The sequence below is a fragment of the Bacillus cereus group sp. BfR-BA-01380 genome (assembly GCF_022663535.1).
GTDB lineage: Bacteria > Bacillota > Bacilli > Bacillales > Bacillaceae_G > Bacillus_A > Bacillus_A cereus_BB.
This window is the reverse complement of the sequence record NZ_JAKUFS010000031.1, coordinates 32,141-56,639: the sequence shown is the minus strand read 5'-3', so window position 1 is coordinate 56,639 and position 24,499 is coordinate 32,141. Positions and strand designations below refer to the sequence as shown.

Genomic DNA, 24,499 nt, shown 5'->3' with positions numbered 1-24,499 from the left:
TTTCTTAAGAAGTTAGGCGGGAGATAAACTGCCCGTAAAAGCCCGATTGGTGAGGGCTGATAATCAGTGGGGGATGAAGAAAACCCCCACTGATTAAAGTTTCACTTTATAGCAAGACGTTTCCTTTTTATTTTTAAGAAGGAATAGAGGAGCAACTGTGACGAGAAGCACAGGAGAGAAGTGGGGTATATGTTAAAGTCTTTTTTAGGATGTAAAATGATATTAATTCGATTTGAAATGCAGTGTAATGGATTGAATATAGGAGTGAGTACTATAATTTAGGAGGTTGCAAGTATGAAAATGATAATGTGCTTTCTCGTATTGACATGTATGCTAACTCTAACAGCTTGTAAGGGTTCTGCTGAACAGAAATCAACTACGCAAACACATGAGAAGAATTCTAAAGTGGAACCGGATTCTTCTGCTGATTCAGATGAAAAGAAAAGTGAAAATTCACCTTCAGATACATCGAAAGATTCAGCGAATACATCAACAGATTCTAAACCAAAGCCAAAGCAACAAAATGCACCTAATATATCTATAGACCCCAAAATAAGTAATCAAATTAAGAATATATTAGAACAAGCTAAACAAGGAAAAGTACCAAATGTTGTATTTGCTGCACATACGGGAGATATTGAAGAAGTTGAAAAGGCATGGGGGAAAGCTGATAAAACTGAGCCAGCAGGTAAAGGTATGTATGCAACTTTTACGAGTAAAAATGTTGTGATTGGATTTAATAAAGGATCTCAAATTTTTGATGTTCGTTCCTATCATCCAGAGTTTCAAACGCTTACTTTGCAGGAAATTGAAAAAGTTTTAGGAAAACCTATGTCAGTTAAGGTAAATGGGAATGACAAAATATATAGTTATAAAGCGAATGACCAATTTGAACTGAAATTTGTTATTCCAAATTCTACTGGAAAAGTCGATCATATTTCTGTATTTTCTCCAGAAGATAGTACTAATAATATGGCAGGCTAGTAAAGAGACGAAAAAAGAGCTGTTCTTTCATAAGGACAGCTCTTTTGATTTGTTACGTTCTACGGAAGAAACAAAATAAGTCTTCAATCTGTTTATTTCCTTTTTGAAGCAATATAGCTTGCTGAAATAATTTAAAGAGCCGACTATCCCTTAGCGTATGTTTTCCGCGAAATGTTGGCAGGACCCCATGCCCATCAAGCTAATATTTTGAAGTGCCCCCAAAGTAAAAATTTTACCCCTCTACAGTTATTTATGAGAATTCTGTTCATTTTTTTCGTTTTGGGGAACAATGAATTTCTTAGTTTGATAGCGATGTGGTACTCTCAAAAATAGAAATCAAAGAAAATGTTGAGAAATTCAGAATTTACTTCGACATAATCTTTTCTCAACAAAGTGAAAAGTCGGTTTTATATTCTAAATTAATAAGCACGAAGCACATGCAGTAAATAATCTTTTCGATTGAGTGGATTATAATCTACTCGTTTTCGCGTTGGGAAATTTGATTCGATATTACTATATCCGCAAGGTCTAGATATAAAGATGCCTTCACCTTCCGTAAAAGAGTGCAGACCACGTTTGAAATTCTCTGTTTTGGCCATTGGTAATGTTCCTGTTAAACAAAAAGAATCATTATGCAACACAGGTTCTGTAAATGCAGCATGTATTACTGATAATTTATACAGTGTGTTGCTAATTGAACTTGTAGGAACTGTTAATTCAAACTCATTTACTGGTTCATATACGGTCGATCCAGCTTGCTTCAAAGCAGCCATTAAGACAAGAGGTGTTAGTTTTCTAAAATCACCAGCGGTCGTTACCGGACTCGCATAACCAGTATGCGTTAAAGTTACAACGATGTCGGTAACTTCCCACCCATATAAACCTTGTTTTAACGTTTGGAATATAGTGTCTTCAATGGCTTTATGAAATGCTAAAGGCAATGAGCCCAGCTCGACCGCTAAATTATAAGCGATACCAGTTCCACATGCACCTCGTTCAATTTTAAAACCAATTGTTGCATAGAATGGGTTATTGTTTTCACCCATGATTTCTACTGCATTTCCGGTTCCAATTGGTTTTTCTATACATACAATTTTTGTATCTTTAAAGGAAACATCTAAATTGTATTTTTCCTTTAAAGTTGTTTCTATGACTTCTTTTTGAACTTCACCAAAAAGTCGAATATAGATTTCATGATGAATATCATCTTTCAGTACTTTGATGAGTGGATCTTCTTCAGAGAGTTCCATCAGTGCTTGATATAGGTCATGATTTTTTTCTTTCGGTCTTGCTTCAATTGTCGCTTCCATTTGGGGATCAGCAAAGTGAACTTCCTTTATTCTGTGTGACATTGTACCGATTATATCACCTATTTTAATGTCGCTTAGCCCCCATACTTTACAAAACTCTCCTGCGCTAACAGTAGGGGATTGAACAGCCTTTCCGTTATGAAATATATGAAGCTTTTTTATCTTTTCTTTGTGCGAGACCATTTCAGTACGATTCTTTTTTCGGTTTATCTCGACGTATTTCCTTACATGTAAGCATCCAGAAAATACTCGTACATAAGCAATTTTTTCTCCAGAAGGTTCTCTTTCAATTTTAAAAACAATTCCTGATAAAATGTTGTCTGAATGATCAATCGAAATGTTTTGTGAAATCATGTTTGAGACACCTTCAAGTAATTCAGAGACTCCCATACCTGTCATAGCTGAGCCGAAAAAGATTGGATATACATTTGCATGTTGAATTTGATTTAATAATTCTTCTTTTAGAGTTGTTTCAGTTAATGTTGCACTGTTTACATACGATTCGAGTAAAGATTCATTATAGGGTGCTAAAAGTTCTATGCATTCATCATATATTGTCTCATCTGCATCAGCACGTAATTCGTTTTGAATCATACATGCATGCTTTGTTCCTTCATCCTTCACTTTATATAAAGGGAGTACTTGATTGGTAAGAGATTCCCTTATTTGTTGGATAACTTTAGTAGTTTGAGCACCGCTACGATCAATCTTATTTACAAATAGTATTGTCGGAATACGCATTTTTTGTAGAGTTCTCATTAAAATTTTGGTCTGTGCTTGAATGCCTTCAACTGCTGATATAACTAAAATGGCTCCGTCTAAAACACGAAAAGATCGTTCTACTTCAGCAATAAAGTCTGCATGACCGGGTGTATCAATTACATTTACTTTGAGATCATTTATAAAAAATGAAACGACAGATGCTTTAATGGTAATCCCGCGTTGTTTTTCTAACTCCATCGAATCTGTTTGCGTACTACCCTTATCTACTTGGCCAATTTCTTGAATTACATTGGTTTCATAAAGAATACGCTCAGTCAAACTCGTCTTTCCAGCGTCTACATGCGCTACAATCCCTATATTTATTGTTTTCATGTATGATAGTCCTCATTTCGTTTTTCATATTGAATTCCTCATTTCGTTTATTGAATTGCCGCATTAGAATCACTCTCCAGTCGTTTATAATATCTTTATTATAGGGTAATTACCATTATTTGTAACGTGATTAAGTGCGGAATTTTGAAAATTTAGTAAGGGGGATGCGAAACATGAAGTAGGGAAAAACAAAATGATTGCGCTTTAAATGTTTATCCGTTATATTAATTGACATATCAATTATTGATGTATCAATTAACTGTATGAATTAGTAGTAAAGGAGGGGTAAAGTGACAAAATCATGCTCGAAGGAAGCGATTATTTTATATAAATTACACTTTCTTAATAAAGAAGTGAGTTCAAAGTTTGAAGGTTGTACAGGTATGAGTCAATCTAGGCTTGAGCTTATCCTTCAGCTATATGAAGTAGATGAAATTAGTCAAAAAGCACTTCAACAAGAAGTGAATATTGATAATGCTGCGATTACAAGGCACTTAAAGCAACTTGAAGCAAATGAAATGATTACAAGGCGTAAAAATCCTGATGATAACAGAATTACTCTTGTTAGCTTAACGAGAGACGGCCGAAATAAAATCCATGCCTTTCAAGAGGAGAAAGAGCGTTTCGCAGTTTCAGCGCTAAAAGGTTTAAGTGGGGAAGAGTGTGATAACCTTTTAAATATGTTAAATCGCATTCGAGAAAATATAAAAGAAGTTTAAAAAGGGAGCGTACATCTATGAGTAACACAAAAACAACAAATGACTTTACAGAAATTCTTACAGGACGTCGTTCAATTCGTAAATATGATCCATCTATGAAAATTAGTAAAGAAGAAATGACAGAAATTTTGACAGAGGCAACGCTTGCACCGTCATCAGTTAATATGCAACCATGGCGCTTTCTTGTGATCGATAGTGCGGAAGGAAAAGCAACACTTGCTCCGCTTGCTAAGTTTAATCAGCTTCAAGTAGAAACATCATCAGCAATGATTGCTGTATTTAGTGATTTACAAAACTTTGATAATGCGGAAGAGATTTATGGTACAGCAGTTGAACATGGCTATATGCCAGCTGAAGTAAAAGAAGATCAAATGCAAAAGCTTTCTGCGTATTTCTCTACAGTTTCACCAGAAATAATGAAAGATACAGTATTAATTGACGGTGGCCTTGTTTCCATGCAGTTTATGTTGACTGCACGTGCACATGGATATGACACATGTCCAATTGGTGGTTTTGAAAAAGACAAAATTGCAGAAGCTTTTGGATTAGATAAAGAGCGCTATGTACCAGTTATGCTAATTTCAATTGGAAAAGCAGCCGACCGTGGATATAAATCAGTTCGTCTGCCAATCGATAAAGTTGCCCAGTGGAAGTAATAGTTTTTAACTGCTCCGTTAGATATTAAAGTGTATGATGGACAACTGGTTAATAATAAATAAGGATTTTTACACAATAAATGAAACCTCAAGCGCTCTTTTTTAGAGTAATTGAGGTTTCGTTTTATTTTTACTTCTTTTTTAGTGTTTTTTGATAGGTATAAAGTTTATTTACTTTTTCTTTAAATTGCTGGAAGAGGGGAAACACCACATCGCTATCAAGCTAACAAAACAAAATACCCCCTAAAATGAAAAAATACGTTATTCTTTCTGTAGAATCATAGGAAAGGATGGCGTTTTTGTATGTTTATTTCTATATCTAATGAATTACAACATGAATGAAAAAAATGTGATTCCAGTATTTACAAATAAACTTCTCCTATTATAAAATTAGACTGAACGGTCGGTTTATAATTTGTTATAGGAGTAGATAATATGAAAGATCACATCATAACTTTGCAAGATGGGCGCAACTTAGCTTACATTGAATATGGTAAAACAAACGGATTACCAGTCATGCTATTCCACGGTACACCCGGTTCAAGAATTTGGTCATTAACAGATGATATGGTAGCAAAATGCTTAGGAATACGACTTCTTTCAATAGATAGACCTGGATATGGGCTCTCTGATCCAAAATGGAATCGAACAGTTCTGGATTGGGCAGAAGATGTAAATGAATTAGCAGATCAACTAAAGCTCCAAACTTTTTCTATTATAGGTGTTTCAGGTGGGGGCGCTTATGCTGCTGCTTGTGCTTATCAAATCCCTGAACGCTTACAATCCGTACAGATGGTCTCTAGTGCAACTCCGTTTGAGAATGAAAAGCCGCCAGCTAGTATGTGCCGTGAAAATCGGATTGCTTTCTTTATCTCCAAACGATTACCTTTGCTATTAAAATGGGTATATCGTACTCAAAAAAAGCAAATGGAAAAGAACCCTGAAAAATATATACAGAGGCTGAAAAAGGGAAATGCACATTTATGCAAATGGGATCAACAATTTATTCAAACAGATGAAGATATTAAATTAACTATGATTCATATGAAAGAAGCGTTAAGAAATAGTGTAGATGAAGCAGTATCAGAACCTGCTCTTTTAGCAAAATATTGGGGGTTTAATTTTCAAGATATCCCCATCCCTATCCATATTTGGCATGGTACAGCCGACACTTTATCTTCAATAGAAGAAATAAAAAAAGTAGCCTCAGCTACCCCCTATGTAACAACCCATTATATGAAAGATGCAGGACATTTCTTACCTGACGATCCTGACATATGGGAATCTATTTTACGAACAATTATCCAAGATACAAAGTAAAAAAAATAACTCCAAAATCAACTTTTATTGTATATTTTGGAGTTGCTTTACGTTTACTTTAATAAAGGATATTCATAATAAGATACTGTTTTATTTTCTTTTCGAACGCATACCTTTTAATTTAGTAATCTTATTTTGATTAAGCAATTGGTTATATATTTCACTCTTAATATCATAAATGGAAATTTTTCCTTGATCGTTATAGTGTATTCCCCAACCATAATTTTTCACTAAAGGAGAAGCTCTGAAGCAAGCCATAGATTTTGAAAAAAATTGTTTTCGCAGTTCATCTGTATTTTCTTCTTCTATTTGATTTTTGATTAAATAAGTTTTAAATTGCACATCTTCTTGTGTAAATTTATAAGGATTATTCTTAATTAAATCATATTCAATAGAAGCAATAGTAAGTTTTCCGTTTCTGGTGACAGGTACTATGGCAGAAGTAGCTTTTGAATCCTCTGAAATGGTAATAAGTGTGTTCTTGTAACTCATATAACAACCTCCTTAGTAAACCAATTTTCATAAAGATATATAATATTTACAATTATAAAAATATCTAGAAAGTAGATCTCCAAGTTTGGGAATCTACTTCAAAAAAGTTCTTCAACAAAAGCGCCCGATTACTGAACAAGGAATGTAAGTTGTCTCACTTTCTCATTTAATATTAGTTTTCCAGCTTTTTTGTAGTTGTTTTCGGATGTAAACAATTTGTCCAATATGGTAAGCGTTATGCGTGGATATATTTCCTAGTACCCCCCACCACTTTGCAGTCTCTGGGAAACCATTCACTTCACTTTCTACCTTTTCTTCAGTTAGTAGATCTTGCCACTGAAGCATAACCTTTAGAAGGCACTCTTTTAAGTCAGCAAATCTTTTATTTTCCGTAACAATAAAGCTTTTATTATTATCACCTATTGGTACAACAGCATTCACAGGAGATTTTTCGTACCTCTTTTGCCATGTCTCATTCCAGTAAAGTAGATGTTGCACAATTTCAGCGATACTGTTACTTTCATCGTTGGGTTTCCAAAACGCTTCTTCCTCCGACAAGTTTGCTACTGATTCCAAAAATGGAATGTAAAAGCTAGGGTCGTTCGCATTTGCTAACAACTGATCAACCAAAACATCCTTAGCATGGGACACATCAGTCACACTCCCTTTTAATTATATCTTTTCTATTTCAGCGCTCTTTTGAATTCTCCTTCGTTATTCCGTTAAATAGCCCGATTGTTGAACAAAGAAATATTCTACAAAATAGATCTTTTTATCAAACTTTTTTGCAAATTATCTTTCTTTATTATAAATGATCAGCCTTTTTTATAAATCATCGAACTTTATTTTAAATCCACAACAAATTGCTTATTTACGTTTTCCAGGAAGACCACTACGAGACAAAAATCCAATAAAAAGGTAGTAAGATAAATAACCAGTTTCTTAACGTACAGGGAACCGGTTAAAATGTTTCCAAATTGTGTCCAAGCGTACAATTTTTTTAAAAAATAAGGTAACCTCTAAGAGGAAATCATTTACATTGTAAACGCTTTCTTTTATAATGATAATGGGTCGGATGGCAAGTGTGGCTATCAAGGTATCTAGCGTAGGTGGGGCTGATACTATAGGTAAAGTGAAATTTATGTTTTGACAAGTTAGTTTTTAATATTGATTATATCAAATATACAGAAAAAGGATTCTTTTAGATAATTTAAAGGGATTCTTTTCTTTATTTAAATTATAAAATTTATCAAGTACATTATCTTCCTCTTTATTGATGCCAATATATTTTGAGGTAATTAACAAAAAGAACTTGTAGGGGCTCCTCCAACCAAATGACATAAAACCCACGCTAATACATTTTTGGAAATTATAGGAGGTTCAGCCGAGATACGTGTAAAACTAGGTCATAATTTTAAAGTTCAAGATTTATAGAATATTATTCGAACATTTTGTGAAAAACAACAAAAAACACCACAAACTACTAGGAGTAGGTATTAATTTCCTGGGATCCATTCGAAACGCTATGTTACAATAAGGGAGCTTTAGCGGTCCATTCTAAAAACAGTAATGAAATGGGGTATTTACTTGAACTTTCCACAGTTAAAAATCGGTCATATGATGCCAAAGGTTCCAATTATGCAGGGAGGTATGGGCGTAGGTATTTCATTAAGCAACCTTGCATCTGCTGTTGCAAATGCTGGAGGAATTGGAATTATATCAGGAACTGGAATTTCCATCGACGAAATGAGACTACATATAAGGACGGCGAAGGAAAAGGTACAGAATGCCGGCTATATTGGAGTAAACGTTCTTTTCGCGATGAATGATTTTGCTGAAAAAATGAAAGCTGCCATTGAAGAAAAAGTTGATTTCATCATATCAGGTGCTGGGATTTCAAGAGATATGTATACTTGGGGCAAAAAGGCCGGTATACCAGTTATTTCAATTGTTTCTTCAGCGAAGCTTGCTAAATTATCTGAACGCCTGGGTGCAGCTGCAGTTGTTGTAGAAGGTCATGAAGCCGGGGGACACCTCGGAACCGAAAGACCTTTATTCGATATATTACCTGAAGTAGTTGCAGCGGTTAAAATTCCCGTAATTGCTGCTGGAGGAATTATGACTGGAAAAGATCTTGCTCGTGCCTTAAGTATGGGGGCCTCTGGAGTACAAATGGGGACGAGATTTGTTGCAAGTGATGAGTGTGACGCACCCTTATCATTTAAAGAAAAATATGTACATGCTCGAACGAAAGATACTATGCTGCTGAAAACAACTGTAGGTCTTCAAGGTCGTGCAATTAAGAATAACTTCACTGAACTGATAGCTGATGATAAAAAGATAAAAATAAAGAAGTGCATTAATTGCCTAAAAAATTGTTCTTATCGTTTTTGTACGCTAGATTCTTTGATAACATCAATGGATGGTGATTGTGAGAATGGTCTTGTTTTTGCTGGAGCAAGAGTGCATGAAATTAAGGAAATACTACCAGTCAAAACAATTATCAATAATATCATGACAGAATATAAAGCCTGTATTTAAGTAAGAATGAACTTCGATCCTCTTATATTCATCTGAAGAAGATATGGATACTGAATGATTCTATGATATTTTGTCTTATCGCCCCCTTTTCGGGGGGATGGGCAAAAACACCTATTATGATGACGAGACAGTCTTTTATTGAAATAATACGGTATATTTAACCAAAGCAATAGAATATAAAAAAGTGAAAGGTGTCTTGCAGGAAAAACTTTTATATCATATTTCACCATTTGGATGGGAACATATCAACTTCCTTGGTGAATATAAGTTTAAATTTAAGCAATCAACTACTTTAGAATTATTACGACCACTCCGAAGATAAAACATACATGCCGAAATTCCTTAACGTAGGAAAATCGGCTTTTTATCTTCCATAAAATGTCTTAGCGTGGGTTTTATGTCATTGGGTTGGCGGGACCCCAAATAGAAAAATCCCAAGATCGAACTAATAATTTGCGGCTTAATTCAAATACTGTTAAATAATCTCTGGATGTTCTTTTTTTTATGGAAGGATTATCTTTTTTATCTTCTGTTTGATGTGAACCAGTTTGAGAATCTTTAATTGGGCCTTTATTAGCCTCTTTATCATCCATATTGGGAAAATTTAAAGAAACACGTATTGTCCCATCTTCTTTTTCACGCCAATTACTTATATAAGGGTTCTTCGCTTTATACTCGCTTCCAAAGAAATTGCATGTTTCTGTATGAAGATGTTTTTGATTGGGATATGTGCATAATGTAAATGAATTGGTCCTGAATTCCCTTACATTCATTTGAATCTTTATTTTATTGGTACAAGAACAAATTAATTCTAACTCTCCATCTACTTTACGTTTTTTCCAACTACCAAGTAAACGATCTTTTTGCTCTTCTGGTAATTCATCTAATAACCATTCGTATGATACAGATTTAATTTCCTGTGTAGCAACGTCAATACGTTTAATACATGTCCCCATAAACTATATCTTCTTTCCTTTGAGAAAATCTCACATATTACTAATTATACATGAAAAAATGTTTGTTTTTCAGAATATTCCTTCGATGATATTTTGCAGTTGAATTTTACAAAAGATACAAAATGTCAAACTCACAAAAACCAGTGATATCATATGCAAGTACTGATATCACTGGTTTTTTATATAGACATTTAACAGTCAATTTTACAAATTATAAAAAGATATGAACTTAGTTTTACTTTTTATAAAGTATGGATAAGGATATAAACTAGGCAGGATAAAAGGATATGAAAAAAATACCTTTTACTCTTGTGACATGTATACTGTTATTTTTGAATAAAACCACTATAAATGTGCATGGGTCTGTATCCCATATAGTTTTGATTAGCGGGAACTGTGTGTTAATTGGGGATAAAAACAAAATTATTGCTTTCCAAGTAAATCTCTTGTAATATAATTGACGTATCAATAATTGATATATCAATTATTGATACGTCAATTATATACAACCTAAAAGGAGGGGTAATTTGACCTATTCATGTTCAAAGGGAGCGATTATTTTATATAAACTACATTTTCTCAATAAAGACATCAGTTCGAAGTTTGAAGGTTGTACAGGGATTAGTCAGTCTAGACTTGAACTTTTACATCAACTTTATCAAGTAGATGAAATAAGTCAAAAAGAACTTCAAAAAGAAGTCAACATTGACAATGCAGCAATCACCCGGCATTTAAAGCAACTTGAAGCTAGCGAAATGATTACAAGGCGTAAAAGTCCGAATGATAATCGGTTAACTCTTGTTAGTTTAACAGATACTGGTCGGAATAAAATTCATTCCTTTCAAGAGGAAAAAGAGCGATTTGCCGCTTCTGTGTTAAAGGATTTTAACGAAGAAGAACGAGATGAACTTCTAAATATGTTAAATCGCATTCAAAAAAATATAAAAGAATTCTAATATAATCATTAGACAGAAAAAGGGAGAATCTATCTATGACTAACGCACAAAAAACAAATAATTTTACAGAAATTATGACAGGCCGTCGTTCTATTCGAAAGTATGATCCTACTGTGAAAATTAGTAAAGAAGAAATGACAGAGATCCTTACAGAAGCAACACTTGCACCATCTTCTGTAAATATGCAACCATGGCGCTTCTTAGTCATTGATAGTGCTGAAGGAAAAGCAAGGCTTGCGCCACTTGCTAAATTTAATCAACTTCAAGTAGAAACATCAGCAGCAATGATTGCTGTTTTTGGTGATTTGAATAATTTCGAAAATGCCGAAGAAATTTACGGAAAAGCAGTTGAACTTGGATATATGCCTTCAGAAGTAAAAGAAAGTCAAATAGAAAAGCTTACAGCTTATTTTTCAACAGTTTCTCCGGAAGTAATGAAAGACACAGTTTTAATTGATGGTGGTCTTGTAGCGATGCAACTTATACTTACAGCTCGTGCTCACGGATACGATACATGTCCAATTGGTGGATATGAAAAAGATAAAATTGCAGAAGCGTTTGGTTTAGATAAAGAGCGTTATGTGCCAGTTATGTTAATTTCAATTGGGAAAGCAGCTGACAGTGGCTACAAATCAGTTCGCCTTCCAATTGATAAAATCGCTCAGTGGAAGTAATTGTAGAAGATCACAAGGATTCATCATTTGCGTGATTGATTTTTTTCATAGATACAAATACAAGTAGAAAACTGAGAGGAGAGCGTACCATGATTATTGTCCATGCTAGATTTCATGTAGATTCAGCAAAACAACAAGCGTTTTTAAATGAGATTGACCTGCTAATTAGTGGTTCAAGAAAAGAAAATGGAAATGTATCTTATGATTTGTACAAGGATACCGAAAAAGAAGATGTCTATACAATGGTAGAGGTGTGGGAAAATACAGAAGCAATTGCTAACCACAATAAGAGTGAGCATTTCACTTCGTTTGTTGGCAAAGCAAATCAATTTTTAGTTGCACCATTAGATATAAAAGCTTTTGATGGAATACCACTGCAAGGGTAATAACAAGGAGAGCGTATAAATTGACGCACTAGTTTGTGAAAAATTATGATACGGTTATAGACAGTTTCCATCTTTTCAATGAAATGTAAGTGGAACTTTTAATTAAGGGGGAAGAAAGATGACAAATTCAAAGAGAAGTATCTATGAAGGCACGAATATAAGCAATTGGGGATCATTTCAAAACGTGGAAGAAACAAAGTTATTTGATCCGATTCAAATTGGAGCTTGGTCTCTTCGTAATCGTGTGGCAATGGCACCGATGACGCGTTGTTTTGCTAATGATGAGACAGGGGTAGTTGGAGCTGATGTAGCCGAGTATTACCGGAAACGTGCGGCAGATGGTGTGGGTCTAATTATTACAGAAGGAATAGTAATTAGCCCAAGAGCGAAGGGGAATCCAGGTGTCCCAGGTATCTATACCGAGGAGCAAATTGATTCTTGGAAGTCAGTAACAGATGCAGTACATGAAGAAGGTGGAACAATTATTGCGCAAATATGGCATGTAGGACGTATGAGCCATCATGAACTAACAGGTGGATTCTTACCACAAGCACCTTCAGCTATTGCGGCACAAGGAAATGTCCCGCGTTTTCGGAAGCCTTTTGATACGCCAGAAGCGATGACAATAGAAGAAATTCAAGAGACTATCGAACAGTATGCACAAGCTGCTAGGAATGCGATAGAAGCAGGCTTCGATGGGGTAGAAATTCATGGGGCACATGGGTATTTAATTGATCAATTTGCTTATGAATTTGCGAATCATCGAAATGATCAATATGGCGGAGATTTAAAACAAAGGTTAACATTTATGAAAGAAGTATTGCAAGCCGTTATAAGTGCGATTGGTGCAGATAAAACGCTTATTCGTTTTTCGGCATTTAAAGGTGATAACCCTAGCTACATGTGGGAAAATCCTGAAGTAGCAATTCAAACTTTCGTAGAGATGCTCTATGAAGTAGGATTAACGATGATTCATCCTTCAACAATGAATTATACGCAAGTTATAGCTGACGGAAAAAACTTACATCAATTAGTTCGTAAATATTGGGATGGTATAATTGTAGGAGTTGGGAATTTAAATCCAAAAGAGGCAGAAGAAGCACTACAAGAAGGAACAATTGATGTAGTGGCATTTGGTAGACCATTGATTTCTAATCCGGATTTTGTTCATCGTGTTAAACATGGGGAAAGTTTAGAGGAATACGATGCAAAGCAGCATCTTGCTACATTAATATGAATAATAATAAAAGAAGAGCACATAAGGTGTTCTTTTTTTATTATGTAAGCAAAAAATATAAGAGAAAATAGCATGATAGGGGGAACCGAATTTATATTACCCTTATCATACTACTAAGAACCTCGATGACTCCAGTAGGAGAAGTCGAGGTTTTTAGCTAGTATTGAGATTCAAGCTTATTTTTTCTTTTCTTTTACTCATTTTCGATATTTGTATAATGTATGAACTTCTCTTTTAAATTTCTGGAGAAGTTCAGTATCATCACGATTTGCATACCTTGTAGCGTTTATATGCATCGATAATTACATCAAATTGAATGGAGACCTCTTCGTCTCTATGAAGTCTTTCCATCCATTGTTCAACTGTTTCACCGCGTAACCGATTTGAGGGTGATTTTAGTTTCTTTTCCAAATTAAAAATTTCTTTGCGAATTGCATTGTTTGGTGGTCACATCTTATTTGCTCGTTCGGAAGGCAGAAAAGCATGCAAAACGAACAGGGAATATGGTATTGTTTTAAGAGGAGGGAGAAAAAATGGAGATTTTTCAAGGTGCAGCAGCATTATGTATAAACAAAGATGGAAATTTATTAATGGTATTACAAGGACGACCAGATGTAAAAGAGGAAGAATTAAAATGGTCCGTTCCATCTGGTGGAAAATTTGAAAATGAAACATTTGAACAGTGTTGTATACGTGAAGTAAAAGAAGAAACGGGATATGATGTACGAATCATTCAAAAGGTACATGAAAAAATTGGTGACAGCAATGGGTATAACGTTCATATTGTGTACTATGAAGTAGAAGTGATTGGCGGAAAAGCAGAAATATGTGATCCGGACGGTTTAATTCATGAAATTAGTTGGAAAAGTTGGAGTGAAATAGAAGGAATCCACTTATCTTTTTCAGAAGATAAAGAGTTGTTTCATCAATTTGTTCTAGATGAAAATTGCACTTTTGTACATAATGAAAGAAGAGAATAGTAAGATAGAAAAAACCGCATGAAAATTTTTCATGCGGTTTCTGCTATAAAATATATTAGTAGTATTTTTAAAGTATGAGCTGTTACTGCTTACAAGCCTCAACATCGATTCCAGCAGCAATTAATTTTTGTTCTCCTTCTTTTTCAATAATTTTTTGTAACTTTGATAAGAATGAGTCAAAATCTGTATGCTGTGCAACTTGGAATGTCATTTTATGTTCGATGGGCAGCCATGTATCGATGTCTGCTTCATTATGTTGAATTTTTACTTCTAGCTTATCTAAAGCATTTGCTACTTTTGCTTCATATGTTTCTTTTTCTTCAAACTCCATCCATAGTTCATATAATTCTTCCCCAAGTGGACCTGGCAGTGTATGTTTAATATTTAGGATAGCTTGTTGTTCGTTTTCTTGTTTTTTTTGTTGTAATTCTTCACTATTCATCGTATCGAATGCAGGGATATCACCAGCTTCAGCTTCGACTAAATCGTGGATAATTACCATCTTAAGTAACTTTTCGATATTCACTTTTTTATCTAAATAAGGATGAACGAGGATAGCCATGAGTGACATACGCCATGTATGCTCTGCTACACTCTCTTGACGGCCGTTAGAAAGCCAACTGTGCCGCATTTCATATTTTAGTTTTTCTGCTAGTGCAATAACTTTTAAAATATTATATTCCATATAAATTCCCCTCCATATATATTAATCTTAATACGAAAGTAGAATGTGTCAAATTCATGGTTATATTAAGATTAATAGATATTGTATAATTGGGCTAAATGAGTATCTGTATGTTTAGAAAATATAGCTTATTTGCTAGTAGATGTGGATTTGAAATAAAGTCGTACTGTTTTGAAAAAAAGTTTAACCGAAATGATCTAATTTCGTTTTTTCTTATTGAACTATAGGTACAGGTTAGTTTAAGAAGGATTTGAAATATATATGCTATAATTCAGTTAATATTAATTATATTCTGGAAATTAAGGGGTGACTATATGCCAAATTCACAAGAACTTTTAATGCTTGATATTTCATACTATGAGACCTTTTCTAAACGAATTGATACCTCGTGGGGATCGTTATTTTGTAATGAAAACCAACCAAATTATTATGACTCAAATCACGCACATATTATTGATGAGTGTTTACATCCGCAGTCAGTTATAGACGAGGTTATTAGCTATTATCAGTCCAAAAAAATCATACCAAGGTTTTATATCTATAATTTAGAGAGCCAACAAAATCTGATTACTGAATTAAAAATAAGGAATTTTAGATATGAAGAACTTGTTAGTCCTGTTCAATTGTGGAATAACCGAGTGATTGACATTCAGAATAATAAGAGAGTTACTATTGAAAAAGTAACAAAAGAAAATTATCAAGAAGCTTTAGATATAGAAAGTAGTATTAAAGAGTTTGGAGGAAAGGAATCAATTGAGAAAGTTTATAAAGAACAATTTAATCATTCTTCTTTCACACATTATCTTCTTCGGTTCAACGGGATAGCTTGTTCAACTGCTTGTATTTTTGAAGATGGGGAACAAGCTCGAATGGAAAGTGTAGCTACAAGTGAAGAATTCAGAGGTAAAGGCTTGATAGGTGAAGTTATTCAATTTATACAAAAAGAAGTAATAAATAGAGGAATAAAAAAGCTTTGGGTTTTTCCAATAAATGAATCAATTGAAAAAGTATATCAAAAGTATGGATTTCAAACAGTAAAAAAATTAACAAACGGACATGCATTTTTAAGTGGAAAAAGTATTAGAGAAGTTCGAGAATAATTCTTATTGAATTAACGGGTGCATTTGTGGAATAAGCTTCAATAAAATAATCAAACTTTATTTTAAAGCTACAGTAGAGGACCATGTCATTTTATCATCGTGTTTAGCAGCAATTAATTGTTGCAAATAATTATTTAGACAATTTTAAAAAATTATCGTATTCAAATTTATATGAAATAATTTTAGGGGTTATTTGGAATTGAATGTAATATTATTATAGTTTTTCTTATGTTAAAATAAGGAAGGGGAGTGAAGAAAATGAAATTAGATATTGAAAGAGTTGTATTTATTGGCCGTACGTTTGAAGAGTATTGTGATATGTTCCAATTACGTGATGAGGACATACAAAATAAGAAAATATTAGATTGTCCAGCTGGTGCTTGTTCATTTACTGCAGTCGCAAATGCAAAGGGCGGAGATGTAACAGCTTGTGATGTTGTATATCAATTTGATGGGGAAGCTTTATATGAAAAAGGATTACAAGATGTAATACATACGATGGAACATATGCAAAAAGCAAAAGATAATTACATATGGAATTATTTTTCTAGTGTAGAGGATTTACAGAAGCACCGTTTAGAAGCACTTCAAGTTTGCGGAACGGACATGAAACATAATCTAGAGAAGTATGTGTATGCCACGTTACCTAATCTGCCTTTTCAAGATGAGGAATTTGATATGGTTTTATCAGCACATTTTCTATTTATGTATGGTGATCGCTTCGATTATAAGTTCCATGTTGATACGATTACAGAATTGCTCCGCGTTGCGAAACAAGAAATTAGAATTTTCCCATGTATCGATTTAAAGGGTGAACGATATGAGTTTTTAGACGAGCTTATAGGAAATTTACGAAACAACGGATGCGAAGTAGAAGAAGTACAGGTCCCATATGAGTTTCAAAAGAATGGGAATACGATGCTGCAAATTAAGAAGGGCTGTTAGTAAAAAGCGTCTGTTTTGAGTAAATAACAGGATATCAATATACAGAAATTAAAAAGAAGATAATTTTCTATATAGTAGGAGGTTATCTTCTTTTTTTCTTTTAAGGTCATTTTTTGTTGATTGAAAATTCAGAATATTATTGACTCGGTAAGAATCTTTTCTTATATTAGTAGGTATAGTTATAACTACTAAAGAGGTGAGGCATGACAGAAGGGGTACGCTCATGCATAGAAATGAAGGAATTGGGCGTATGATTAAGCTTTCGTTCACCTTATATAAGGGTAAAGGAGGAGTTGAAGTGGAGCGAGCAACAGTGTTGCAGTCGCAAGATGACACGTTTATGCAAGGTGTAAAAGACTGTTTGCCGACAGTTCTTGGTTATTTAAGTATCGGGGTAGCATCAGGTGTTATTGAAAAAACAGCAGGATTTTCATTAACAGAAATTGCGCTGATTTCATTACTTATTTATGCAGGTTCAGCACAGTTCATTATGGCTGGAATGTTTGTAGCAGGTGCACCAGCTTCTACTATTATTTTTACAGTTTTTTTTGTGAATTTAAGGCATTTTTTAATGATCGCAGCATTAGCTCCCTATTTAAAAAAAGTGTCGGTTTGGAAAAACATAGTGATCGGTTCGCAACTTACAGATGAAACATTTGGTGTTGCAGCCCAGCATGTAACAGGAAAACAATATGTAAGTGAAAAATGGATGCTCGGTTTAAATATGACAGGTTATATAAATTGGGTAGCAGCAAATATTATTGGTGGTATTTTGGGAGATTGGATACCAGATCCGCATACATATGGGATGGATTATGCAATTCCAGCGATGTTCATCGGCTTGTTTGTTTTACAACTTGTGAGCAGTCGTCCGGAGCTATTTGTTCATCTTTGCGTTGCAATTGCATCAATGATCATTGCATATGGTGCTCATTTCTTTGTATCAAATAGTGTAGCTGTTATTATTGCCACACTTGCAGCAGCGACAATTGGGATGGTGATTGAAAAATGGAAGTAAGATGGGATTTGTTACTTGTTGTGCTCGGATGTGCAATTGTCACATTGCTTCCGAGGGTTATACCACTGCTTGTATTAAGTAAAGTAGAAATTCCAGAATGGGGATTGAAGTGGCTTAATCATATTCCAATTGCAATATTAGCAGCATTGTTAGCAGAAACGTTATTTATGCATGACACGGTGAAAGTAGATTATTTAGTAGCAGCTATTCCGACGTTCCTTGTTGCGATTTTCACACGGAGTTTGCTTGGGGCTGTATTAACAGGAGTCATTGTGGTGTTTTTGTTGCGTTTATTTTTTTCAGTTTAATAGAGAACCTTCCCTTTAATAGAAGGTTCGGTTTTTAGAAAGAGGAGTATTTCATATTATATCGAACTTTGTAGTATAACGATTACTAAGGGACTAAATCAATAGTAGTCATTTTCATATACAAAAGTATACAAACGTGGGCAAATATGTTCGTATACTTACTATTGATTCGGTTTCAAGCCTAAGTGAGTGCGTTTTGACGAAAGTTAAATTGCATGATGAACTACGATTGATGAGTAAGTTGAAGACTTACCCTCGGATACACGCTTTAGTCTGTTGCTCTAAGAGTGTGGAAGGATGACCGACTACTACTGCCCTGTAGTCAAACACCGAAACACATGAACTCTCATCTGTCATTGGCAAAAAGCGAAATTCTCCAAAAGGATGGCTGGTCAGAGATGACTAAAAATAAAAACAAAGAATATTGTTTTGTATTGGATGTAGAAGGAGGAAAATTAGCTCCTACAAGTGTCAACAATGGATGGTACTTAATTAGGAAGAAAAGAGCAAAACTTGTAACAAAATACCCAATGGTAATTCAACTTCATAAGTCAGTGGAAGATGTAGATTATAAAATTAGGTTGGGGATAGACGATGGTAGTTTACACGTTGGGGTTGGGTTAGTACAAGAATGTAAAACAAAAAACAAGCCAATCTTTAAAGCTACTATTGAACATCGAAAAGATGTATCAAAGCTAATGGAGCAAAGAAGAGGACATAGACGATACAAAAGAAATCACAAACGGTATCGTCAAGTAAGATTTGATAATCGTGCAAGTAGTAGAAAAGAAGGAAGAATCGCACCTAGTATACTCCAAAAGAGACAAACGATTATTAGGTTTGTAAATAAGATTTCAAAATGGATAGACATTGCAAGTATTCACCTAGAAGATGTTGCGATAGACATACGAGCATTAACTGATGACAAGAAGTTATACAACTGGCAATATCAAAAATCCAATCGGCTAGATGAAAACATGAGAAAGGCTGTAATTATACGAGACAAATATGAATGTATGGAATGCAGAAAATCAAACTGTATGTTAGAAGTACATCATATTGTCCCTAGACGGCTAAGAGGCTCTAATACATTAGATAACCTGATTACACTATGTAGTAAATGTCACCAAAAAACAGAAGGTAAAGAAGAAAAGTTTGTTGATAAGTATCAAAAAATGATTAACGGAAAGAGTTTACGGCTAGACTTTGCTCAACACGTTATGCAAGGTAAAAACTGGCTACAACAACACTTATCTCAGTATGGTGCTTTGCTTTTAACAAGTGGTGGAGATACTGCAAATAGGAGAATAGATTGGGGTATTGAAAAGTCACATTCTAATGACGCTTTAGTTATTTGTGGATTAGAGATTAATGATATAAACATAAAAGACTGGGTCATTAAACCAATCAGAAAGAAAACGAAAGCAATACATTCTGAAACTTATGGGTTTAAACATAGAGATATTGTACAATACACTGACACAAAAAAGGTAACTCATGTTGGCTATATTACTGCAATGTACCCAGATAAGTTACAAATTAATATCCAAACAAAAGAGAAACACTTAAAAAGAGTGAATGCAAGAAAAAGTGTACTAAAGTGGAGATTTAGAGGGTTGTATATCCTATGAATGACCACACATGAATACTTTTGTGTATATTTTTTGAAGGAGGGTGCCATGCTTATTCTAGCAAGCGGAGTTGTTATGTTTATGCTATTTCTCTGTTTTGTTATAGGATTTACCGTATATAAAATGCTTGTTCAAAAAGTGACACCTCAAATTTACTACACACCATTTGATTCCATTAGCGCACAATCGCGTGTGGAGTTTCATAAAGAGCAGGAAGATAGGGAAGAACGTACGGAGAACGATAAGGATAGATAAAAAGTATGGTATGTTGAATGGGAAAAATGAAGAACTTGAAAATAATTAGTATTACTGGTATCGTAACAATTTTGATTATGTTTGGAATCTCTATTTTTTCACCTTACAATGTTTTGAAACATGTTCATGCAGAAGGGATTTTGCATGAACAAGAACTAGAAGAAGAATTTGAAGGTAAAAACGTTCAGAGTGTTATATATAAAGGTGATCATACTTATGTTGTGAAAACGGATATGAAAGAATATGTTGTAATTCAAGAATACTACACATTTATGAACTATAATTGGAAGATATATGAATTTCAAAAAACGTGGGGATAAAAAACCGCTAAGTCCAAATTCAATTGCATCGAGGTTTTGGTTTAGCGGTTTTTTATGGTGGATAGCACGTAGTTTGTATATCCCTATATACTTATAAAGTATTACCACTCCAACGGATTATCACCATAAGCTTCCCATAAATCTGGAAACATTGCTTTTAATCTTTCTTCGTCATCTTCATCCCAATCAAATTCTATATCCTCATCTTCAAATGTTTCATCTGACAATACATGGTATAAAGCAAAGTATGTATCGTCGTCAATTCCTGTTCTTTCTTCATACACTGTTTGTCCATAATATAATGTGAGTTCTTCTATTTGTGGGAAATCATTTTCTCCCAATGATTCTAATACAGGTAATAAGCGTTCTGGATTTTGAATACATGCTTCATATGTTTCTTTTCCTTGAAATAAAAGCCATCCGCGGAAATAATCAAAGCAATCATCTGAACATCCGCCCATAATGATATAGGCAGCTGCCCATAAATGTGATGTGTAGGAGGATTTTATATTCTGATGCAAATGCGTGTCAAACGCCACAATTTCATGCACAGTTCGTTTAGACAAATGAGAGGTTAACCACTCCAATTGCTCCTCTTGATCCTCCCCTTTTGTTCTAGCAAGGTCCAGGAGCTCCCAAAACTGTTCTTCAGTTATTGTTTTTTCTTTTATGTAACTTTCCCCGTCAGTAGGATCCACATATCCTTTTTTTCGTTTCGAAGCGATCAGTTTATTGGCTTCTTTTTGACATGCTTCCTCTAAGTTAAATTCTTTCGCTTTTACACTACCAGCTGTTCCAATCTTGCCGTAAAATACAACATATTCTTTTTCTTTTACTATGATTTTCCAAAACTTATTCGATGTTTCATTTTGCTGAACTAATAACGTTTCCATTCCTACCCCCATTATGTTTCTCTATTGTTCTCCGTGATTGTATCACATGTATTTTCACTTGTAATGACAAAAACATCATTTTGTACTGCCTACTTTCTCGTTTACTAGAAAGAGAGAGGTGTTTTTAAATATATGGTTGTTCTTTCTGTTGAAGGCGTTTTGCCATATGATTGTCACAAGTAAGATAGTACGTATATAGAGGATTCGGAATCTCATTTTTCGTTACAAAATGACCATATCACTATCACTTCGCGTGATGGATAATGATAATAGAAACGGAATGAAATAAAGGTAGATGTTACTTTTCTGTTCAGTTTTGAAGAAAAGAACGTATCATTTCATATCCTTCGTTCGCAGCTTCCTCGTTGTACGCTGAAGAAAATGGATCAAGAAATCCATGTTTACCGTTAAGTTGTTTTATATATAGAAGGGGATAGTCTTTATTTTGTAAACCTTCAATTACAGCAGGAACTGAAAAACTAGTCTCATTTGCTGGGAATAATAAAAGCGCCCGGCATTTCGGTACAATATTTGTGTAATCACGAATACGTGAACCATAGCATCCGATAACAAAATCAATTCTAGAATCTTCACTACATAACCAAGCAATCGTTGCGCCAACGCTAAATCCGAGAACTCCAACAGAAGCATAGTTATTTCGAAGTTCAGCGAGCACACTGTCAATTTGTTGTTTCCCCTGTTCAAATCCAATGTTCTTCATAAAATATAAGTATGCTTCTGTTTCTTGATCGTAATGAAAAGGAGAGGAGCGCTGTAATAAATTTGGACAAACCACGTCTATAGTCGAGGATGAAAATGTCTGAATAACATGCTTCATATGTTGGTTGATTCCATATATTTCGTGTAGGAGTAGAATTGCTGTTTTCTGTTCCATTAAGATTTTTTCTCCTTTGTGGCTTGATACTCTTTTTCAACGAGACAAATTCTTGTATGAAATTGTTCATACCATTGTTCTCTTCCTCTTTTTCTGGCTATGATATGGGAGGCGTGTTCTTTCCACTGCTTGATTGCTTCAAGCGATTCCCAGTATGAAATAGTAATACCAAATCCAGCTTCATTACGGACGCTTTCAACATCGATAAATCCGGGTTGTTGTGTTGCTAGCTTTACCATTTCATCTGCTACGATTTCGTAATCGTCAGTTTCAGATGATAGTCGAGAAGTGAAAATGACAGCATAGTATGGAGCTTTGTTCATTGTGTTTCCCCCTTACTATAAATTTTTTCTTTTTAGTTTATCATGAAATCTGAATAGTGTGTCATTTTATTTGGAACCATATATTAATTTCATTTACCGTAATGAATGTAATATTAAACAAGAAAGAGAAGTATATATAAATCCATTTTAATTTTCCGATATATTTGTCTAGCTCTGCCTCCTAAAAAGAAAGGGGGTTTTTTGTGTTTACATTGGCAATAAGACAGTTTCTTAAGGGGGGAATTGCCTGCAAGTGTTGAACATAAAAGAACTCCCACTTCAAAATAAAATGAAGTGGGAGTTCTTATATTTCCTCTAAGCTGTTTATTGGTACAGTGAGTTCACGATTTGGGTTTGTTGCCTCGTATATGCGTGCAGTTTCATTTGTTTCATCGACATGTTGAATCATAACAGGCATTCCTTGAAATGTTACATTTGTTTGTTCCATTGACTCTGAAATTTCTTTTGCTCTTTGAATGTTCATTTTCAAACTCCTCTCTATATCCGATTGGTAAATCATCAAGATGGAAGTTTTCTTGTACTATTATTTTTCCTTAAAACAAGGAATAATATACCAATTGATAGAGAGTTTAAAGTTTTTGTATCATTCGTAATGTTTCTTCAGTGAAAGAAGAGAACATTGGAGCATGGTAATCTTGCATAGCATTGTGTGCTTGTTTTGCTTCATACAGTGCTTGTTCTTTATCTTCTAGATGCATATAGCATAATGCACGAAAAGAGCCTGCTGTGGTTAGTAATGCTTGGTCTATTGGATGATGCGTATAAGTAGGGATTGTCACTTGGTCCAATTCATGTAATGCTTCGTGATAACGCCCTGAACCATATAATGCTTTTCCTTTTTCAAGATAATAAAAGCCGTTTTTTTCGGATTCTAGCTTTGTTATCAGCTCTTTTCCATATGTTTCAATATGAGAAAGCGCTACTTCATATTGATTCGTGATCGTATTATGAAAATAAGCTTGTAATAGATGAAGAGTGGTTAATGACAAAGTATTTTCTGTAAAGATGGCAAATTGCTTTGCTTTCTCTAAATTGTGTAAATATCCTTCTGTATCTTTAACAAATATAGCTTGATAAGATAAAAGACGGTAAAACTCATCCATTTTATAGTACACTTGATTTTTTTTAGAAAAATGAAGTGTTTGTAAAAGGATATCTTTACATCCTTCATAATTCCCAAGTGCTAATAAAAGAATAGCTTCATACCAAAAAAGCTCAATTTGCATGATTAAATCCATCTCTAAATGCTTTTCTTTATATTCGTCACGAATAGAATGAATCAATTGTAAGCACTCATTATACTGTTTTTGTCGAAATAATGAGTAGTAGGATATCAGTTTTGTTTCTGTATTTTCCCGATATAAAGCGTATTTCTCAAAAATGATGATTGCTTTTTCGGTATACGCATGTACATCGTAGTTTCCCATATAAGTTGTTACTTTTGCATATTGTTTATATAAACGTGCAGCGTTTAATGTAGAAGGCAATGCACCATGCACAATAGGATGGAGGATTTCGTGTACATCTTTAAAACGCATATCTTGTATATGTTGTTCCATCTTTTGTACAAGAGCAGCAAGTTCATTCGCTTCTTCTTCTAATAAAAAACTTGCATCGCAGCCGAGTTTGTCAGCTAGATAATGCAACGTTTTCATAGAAGGAGTCGCTTTCCCATTTTCAATTTGACTGAGCATGCTTTTTGTTAGTTCTGTCCCAGCAAGTTCAGATTGGGTAAGTTTTTTTTCTTTTCGTAATGTCCGTATTTTTTCTCCGAGAGTAGTCATAGAACGCCTCCTTTT

At 34.3% G+C, this 24,499-nt stretch carries 27 protein-coding genes and 2 pseudogenes; 18 read left to right on the top strand and 11 right to left on the bottom strand.

Annotated elements, in window-relative coordinates:
• Nucleotides 1–294 precede the first annotated feature (294 nt).
• A complete protein-coding gene (locus MR076_RS22025; protein WP_242224155.1) occupies nucleotides 295–984 on the top strand; it encodes a YjgB family protein in 690 nt (229 codons plus the stop codon).
• Between the two features lie 419 nt (nucleotides 985–1,403).
• Here the strand turns inward: MR076_RS22025 and tet are convergent, their stop codons facing one another.
• Nucleotides 1,404–3,389, bottom strand: a complete 1,986-nt coding sequence (tet, locus tag MR076_RS22020) for a tetracycline resistance ribosomal protection protein (protein ID WP_242224153.1) — start codon at nucleotides 3,387–3,389, stop codon at nucleotides 1,404–1,406.
• Nucleotides 3,390–3,679: 290 nt separating this feature from the next.
• Between tet and MR076_RS22015 the strand changes: the two genes are divergently transcribed.
• The 3 genes from MR076_RS22015 (at nucleotide 3,680) to MR076_RS22005 (ending at nucleotide 6,084) form a co-directional block, all read left to right on the top strand.
• Entirely contained in the window at nucleotides 3,680–4,108 is a 429-nt protein-coding gene (locus tag MR076_RS22015; protein WP_242224151.1) for a MarR family winged helix-turn-helix transcriptional regulator, read from the top strand.
• Nucleotides 4,109–4,125: 17 nt separating this feature from the next.
• Nucleotides 4,126–4,764, top strand: coding sequence for a nitroreductase family protein (locus MR076_RS22010; RefSeq protein ID WP_242224150.1), 639 nt, complete (start codon nucleotides 4,126–4,128; stop codon nucleotides 4,762–4,764).
• 435 nt (nucleotides 4,765–5,199) lie between these two features.
• Complete coding sequence (locus MR076_RS22005) at nucleotides 5,200–6,084, top strand: alpha/beta fold hydrolase (RefSeq protein ID WP_242224148.1); 885 nt, start codon at nucleotides 5,200–5,202, stop codon at nucleotides 6,082–6,084.
• A 90-nt stretch (nucleotides 6,085–6,174) separates the two neighbouring features.
• Here MR076_RS22005 and MR076_RS22000 read toward each other — a convergent pair whose 3' ends face one another.
• Nucleotides 6,175–6,576, bottom strand: a complete 402-nt coding sequence (locus tag MR076_RS22000; protein WP_242224146.1) for a DUF6157 family protein — start codon at nucleotides 6,574–6,576, stop codon at nucleotides 6,175–6,177.
• 162 nt (nucleotides 6,577–6,738) lie between these two features.
• Entirely contained in the window at nucleotides 6,739–7,227 is a 489-nt protein-coding gene (locus MR076_RS21995) for a DinB family protein (protein ID WP_242224144.1), read from the bottom strand.
• A 918-nt stretch (nucleotides 7,228–8,145) separates the two neighbouring features.
• On the opposite strand from MR076_RS21995, the gene MR076_RS21990 reads away from it, so the two are divergent.
• Both MR076_RS21990 and MR076_RS21985 read left to right on the top strand, forming a co-directional pair.
• A complete protein-coding gene (locus MR076_RS21990; protein WP_242224142.1) occupies nucleotides 8,146–9,117 on the top strand; it encodes an NAD(P)H-dependent flavin oxidoreductase in 972 nt (323 codons plus the stop codon).
• 145 nt (nucleotides 9,118–9,262) lie between these two features.
• Nucleotides 9,263–9,439, top strand: a pseudogene (locus MR076_RS21985) (Tn3 family transposase); the annotation flags it as partial.
• 73 nt (nucleotides 9,440–9,512) lie between these two features.
• On the opposite strand, the gene MR076_RS21980 reads toward MR076_RS21985, so the two are convergent.
• Nucleotides 9,513–10,073 carry a hypothetical protein gene (locus tag MR076_RS21980; RefSeq protein WP_242224140.1) on the bottom strand — a complete coding sequence of 187 codons (561 nt, stop codon included), beginning with the start codon at nucleotides 10,071–10,073 and terminating at the stop codon, nucleotides 9,513–9,515.
• A 527-nt stretch (nucleotides 10,074–10,600) separates the two neighbouring features.
• Here MR076_RS21980 and MR076_RS21975 point away from each other — a divergent pair.
• From MR076_RS21975 to MR076_RS21960, 4 genes are all read left to right on the top strand, one after another.
• Nucleotides 10,601–11,029, top strand: a complete 429-nt coding sequence (locus tag MR076_RS21975; protein WP_242224139.1) for a MarR family winged helix-turn-helix transcriptional regulator — start codon at nucleotides 10,601–10,603, stop codon at nucleotides 11,027–11,029.
• 35 nt (nucleotides 11,030–11,064) lie between these two features.
• A complete protein-coding gene (locus MR076_RS21970; RefSeq protein ID WP_242224137.1) occupies nucleotides 11,065–11,703 on the top strand; it encodes a nitroreductase family protein in 639 nt (212 codons plus the stop codon).
• An 89-nt stretch (nucleotides 11,704–11,792) separates the two neighbouring features.
• Nucleotides 11,793–12,089: a putative quinol monooxygenase gene (locus MR076_RS21965; protein WP_242224135.1), complete on the top strand. Its 297-nt coding sequence runs from the start codon at nucleotides 11,793–11,795 to the stop codon at nucleotides 12,087–12,089.
• Nucleotides 12,090–12,207: 118 nt separating this feature from the next.
• The gene (locus MR076_RS21960) at nucleotides 12,208–13,326 is read left to right on the top strand and encodes an alkene reductase (RefSeq protein WP_242224133.1); all 1,119 of its coding nucleotides are present in this window, start codon (nucleotides 12,208–12,210) and stop codon (nucleotides 13,324–13,326) included.
• A gap of 197 nt (nucleotides 13,327–13,523) precedes the next feature.
• Here MR076_RS21960 and MR076_RS21955 read toward each other — a convergent pair.
• A pseudogene (locus tag MR076_RS21955) lies at nucleotides 13,524–13,773 on the bottom strand (DUF4018 domain-containing protein); the annotation flags it as partial.
• Between the two features lie 86 nt (nucleotides 13,774–13,859).
• Here MR076_RS21955 and MR076_RS21950 point away from each other — a divergent pair.
• Nucleotides 13,860–14,306 (top strand): NUDIX hydrolase, encoded by a 447-nt coding sequence (locus tag MR076_RS21950; RefSeq protein WP_242224131.1) that lies wholly within the window; start codon nucleotides 13,860–13,862, stop codon nucleotides 14,304–14,306.
• An 82-nt stretch (nucleotides 14,307–14,388) separates the two neighbouring features.
• Here the strand turns inward: MR076_RS21950 and MR076_RS21945 are convergent, their stop codons facing one another.
• Entirely contained in the window at nucleotides 14,389–14,991 is a 603-nt protein-coding gene (locus tag MR076_RS21945) for an HD domain-containing protein (RefSeq protein WP_242224130.1), read from the bottom strand.
• 314 nt (nucleotides 14,992–15,305) lie between these two features.
• On the opposite strand from MR076_RS21945, the gene MR076_RS21940 reads away from it, so the two are divergent.
• The 7 genes from MR076_RS21940 (at nucleotide 15,306) to MR076_RS21910 (ending at nucleotide 20,568) form a co-directional block, all read left to right on the top strand.
• The gene (locus MR076_RS21940) at nucleotides 15,306–16,091 is read left to right on the top strand and encodes a GNAT family N-acetyltransferase (RefSeq protein WP_242224128.1); all 786 of its coding nucleotides are present in this window, start codon (nucleotides 15,306–15,308) and stop codon (nucleotides 16,089–16,091) included.
• Nucleotides 16,092–16,349: 258 nt separating this feature from the next.
• Nucleotides 16,350–17,036, top strand: coding sequence for a class I SAM-dependent methyltransferase (locus tag MR076_RS21935; protein WP_242224126.1), 687 nt, complete (start codon nucleotides 16,350–16,352; stop codon nucleotides 17,034–17,036).
• 340 nt (nucleotides 17,037–17,376) lie between these two features.
• A complete protein-coding gene (locus MR076_RS21930; RefSeq protein ID WP_242224161.1) occupies nucleotides 17,377–18,054 on the top strand; it encodes an AzlC family ABC transporter permease in 678 nt (225 codons plus the stop codon).
• Nucleotides 18,045–18,362, top strand: coding sequence for an AzlD domain-containing protein (locus MR076_RS21925; protein ID WP_242224124.1), 318 nt, complete (start codon nucleotides 18,045–18,047; stop codon nucleotides 18,360–18,362). Before MR076_RS21930 ends, MR076_RS21925 begins: the two co-directional genes overlap by 10 nt.
• Nucleotides 18,363–18,760: 398 nt before the next feature.
• Nucleotides 18,761–19,993 (top strand): RNA-guided endonuclease IscB, encoded by a 1,233-nt coding sequence (iscB, locus tag MR076_RS21920; RefSeq protein ID WP_242224122.1) that lies wholly within the window; start codon nucleotides 18,761–18,763, stop codon nucleotides 19,991–19,993.
• Nucleotides 19,994–20,041: 48 nt separating this feature from the next.
• Nucleotides 20,042–20,248 (top strand): DUF3951 domain-containing protein, encoded by a 207-nt coding sequence (locus MR076_RS21915; protein ID WP_242224120.1) that lies wholly within the window; start codon nucleotides 20,042–20,044, stop codon nucleotides 20,246–20,248.
• Between the two features lie 35 nt (nucleotides 20,249–20,283).
• Nucleotides 20,284–20,568: a hypothetical protein gene (locus MR076_RS21910; RefSeq protein ID WP_242224117.1), complete on the top strand. Its 285-nt coding sequence runs from the start codon at nucleotides 20,284–20,286 to the stop codon at nucleotides 20,566–20,568.
• A gap of 101 nt (nucleotides 20,569–20,669) precedes the next feature.
• Here the strand turns inward: MR076_RS21910 and MR076_RS21905 are convergent, their stop codons facing one another.
• The 5 genes from MR076_RS21905 to MR076_RS21885 all read right to left on the bottom strand — a co-directional run bounded on the left by MR076_RS21905 (nucleotide 20,670) and on the right by MR076_RS21885 (nucleotide 24,484).
• Entirely contained in the window at nucleotides 20,670–21,461 is a 792-nt protein-coding gene (locus MR076_RS21905; RefSeq protein WP_242224116.1) for a DUF4240 domain-containing protein, read from the bottom strand.
• A 310-nt stretch (nucleotides 21,462–21,771) separates the two neighbouring features.
• Nucleotides 21,772–22,356 (bottom strand): dienelactone hydrolase family protein, encoded by a 585-nt coding sequence (locus MR076_RS21900; RefSeq protein ID WP_242224114.1) that lies wholly within the window; start codon nucleotides 22,354–22,356, stop codon nucleotides 21,772–21,774.
• Nucleotides 22,356–22,679: an antibiotic biosynthesis monooxygenase family protein gene (locus MR076_RS21895; protein WP_242224112.1), complete on the bottom strand. Its 324-nt coding sequence runs from the start codon at nucleotides 22,677–22,679 to the stop codon at nucleotides 22,356–22,358. The genes MR076_RS21900 and MR076_RS21895 overlap by 1 nt, the downstream gene beginning before the upstream one ends.
• A gap of 304 nt (nucleotides 22,680–22,983) precedes the next feature.
• Nucleotides 22,984–23,163 (bottom strand): H-type small acid-soluble spore protein, encoded by a 180-nt coding sequence (locus MR076_RS21890; protein WP_242224110.1) that lies wholly within the window; start codon nucleotides 23,161–23,163, stop codon nucleotides 22,984–22,986.
• Nucleotides 23,164–23,269: 106 nt separating this feature from the next.
• On the bottom strand, nucleotides 23,270–24,484 hold the full coding sequence (locus MR076_RS21885) for a helix-turn-helix domain-containing protein (RefSeq protein ID WP_242224109.1): 1,215 nt from the start codon (nucleotides 24,482–24,484) through the stop codon (nucleotides 23,270–23,272).
• Between the last annotated feature and the right edge of the window lie 15 nt (nucleotides 24,485–24,499).

Bases quoted from the DNA above. Each gene is read 5' to 3' on its own strand.
- MR076_RS22025 (WP_242224155.1), top strand. From the start codon at position 295: ATGAAAATGATAATGTGCTTTCTCGTATTGACATGTATGCTAACTCTA.
- tet (WP_242224153.1), bottom strand. From the start codon at position 3,389: ATGAAAACAATAAATATAGGGATTGTAGCGCATGTAGACGCTGGAAAG.
- MR076_RS22010 (WP_242224150.1), top strand. From the start codon at position 4,126: ATGAGTAACACAAAAACAACAAATGACTTTACAGAAATTCTTACAGGA.
- MR076_RS22005 (WP_242224148.1), top strand. From the start codon at position 5,200: ATGAAAGATCACATCATAACTTTGCAAGATGGGCGCAACTTAGCTTAC.
- MR076_RS22000 (WP_242224146.1), bottom strand. From the start codon at position 6,576: ATGAGTTACAAGAACACACTTATTACCATTTCAGAGGATTCAAAAGCT.
- MR076_RS21990 (WP_242224142.1), top strand. From the start codon at position 8,146: ATGAAATGGGGTATTTACTTGAACTTTCCACAGTTAAAAATCGGTCAT.
- MR076_RS21980 (WP_242224140.1), bottom strand. From the start codon at position 10,073: ATGGGGACATGTATTAAACGTATTGACGTTGCTACACAGGAAATTAAA.
- MR076_RS21970 (WP_242224137.1), top strand. From the start codon at position 11,065: ATGACTAACGCACAAAAAACAAATAATTTTACAGAAATTATGACAGGC.
- MR076_RS21965 (WP_242224135.1), top strand. From the start codon at position 11,793: ATGATTATTGTCCATGCTAGATTTCATGTAGATTCAGCAAAACAACAA.
- MR076_RS21960 (WP_242224133.1), top strand. From the start codon at position 12,208: ATGACAAATTCAAAGAGAAGTATCTATGAAGGCACGAATATAAGCAAT.
- MR076_RS21950 (WP_242224131.1), top strand. From the start codon at position 13,860: ATGGAGATTTTTCAAGGTGCAGCAGCATTATGTATAAACAAAGATGGA.
- MR076_RS21945 (WP_242224130.1), bottom strand. From the start codon at position 14,991: ATGGAATATAATATTTTAAAAGTTATTGCACTAGCAGAAAAACTAAAA.
- MR076_RS21940 (WP_242224128.1), top strand. From the start codon at position 15,306: ATGCCAAATTCACAAGAACTTTTAATGCTTGATATTTCATACTATGAG.
- MR076_RS21935 (WP_242224126.1), top strand. From the start codon at position 16,350: ATGAAATTAGATATTGAAAGAGTTGTATTTATTGGCCGTACGTTTGAA.
- MR076_RS21930 (WP_242224161.1), top strand. From the start codon at position 17,377: ATGCAAGGTGTAAAAGACTGTTTGCCGACAGTTCTTGGTTATTTAAGT.
- MR076_RS21925 (WP_242224124.1), top strand. From the start codon at position 18,045: ATGGAAGTAAGATGGGATTTGTTACTTGTTGTGCTCGGATGTGCAATT.
- iscB (WP_242224122.1), top strand. From the start codon at position 18,761: ATGACTAAAAATAAAAACAAAGAATATTGTTTTGTATTGGATGTAGAA.
- MR076_RS21915 (WP_242224120.1), top strand. From the start codon at position 20,042: ATGCTTATTCTAGCAAGCGGAGTTGTTATGTTTATGCTATTTCTCTGT.
- MR076_RS21905 (WP_242224116.1), bottom strand. From the start codon at position 21,461: ATGGAAACGTTATTAGTTCAGCAAAATGAAACATCGAATAAGTTTTGG.
- MR076_RS21900 (WP_242224114.1), bottom strand. From the start codon at position 22,356: ATGGAACAGAAAACAGCAATTCTACTCCTACACGAAATATATGGAATC.
- MR076_RS21895 (WP_242224112.1), bottom strand. From the start codon at position 22,679: ATGAACAAAGCTCCATACTATGCTGTCATTTTCACTTCTCGACTATCA.
- MR076_RS21890 (WP_242224110.1), bottom strand. From the start codon at position 23,163: ATGAACATTCAAAGAGCAAAAGAAATTTCAGAGTCAATGGAACAAACA.
- MR076_RS21885 (WP_242224109.1), bottom strand. From the start codon at position 24,484: ATGACTACTCTCGGAGAAAAAATACGGACATTACGAAAAGAAAAAAAA.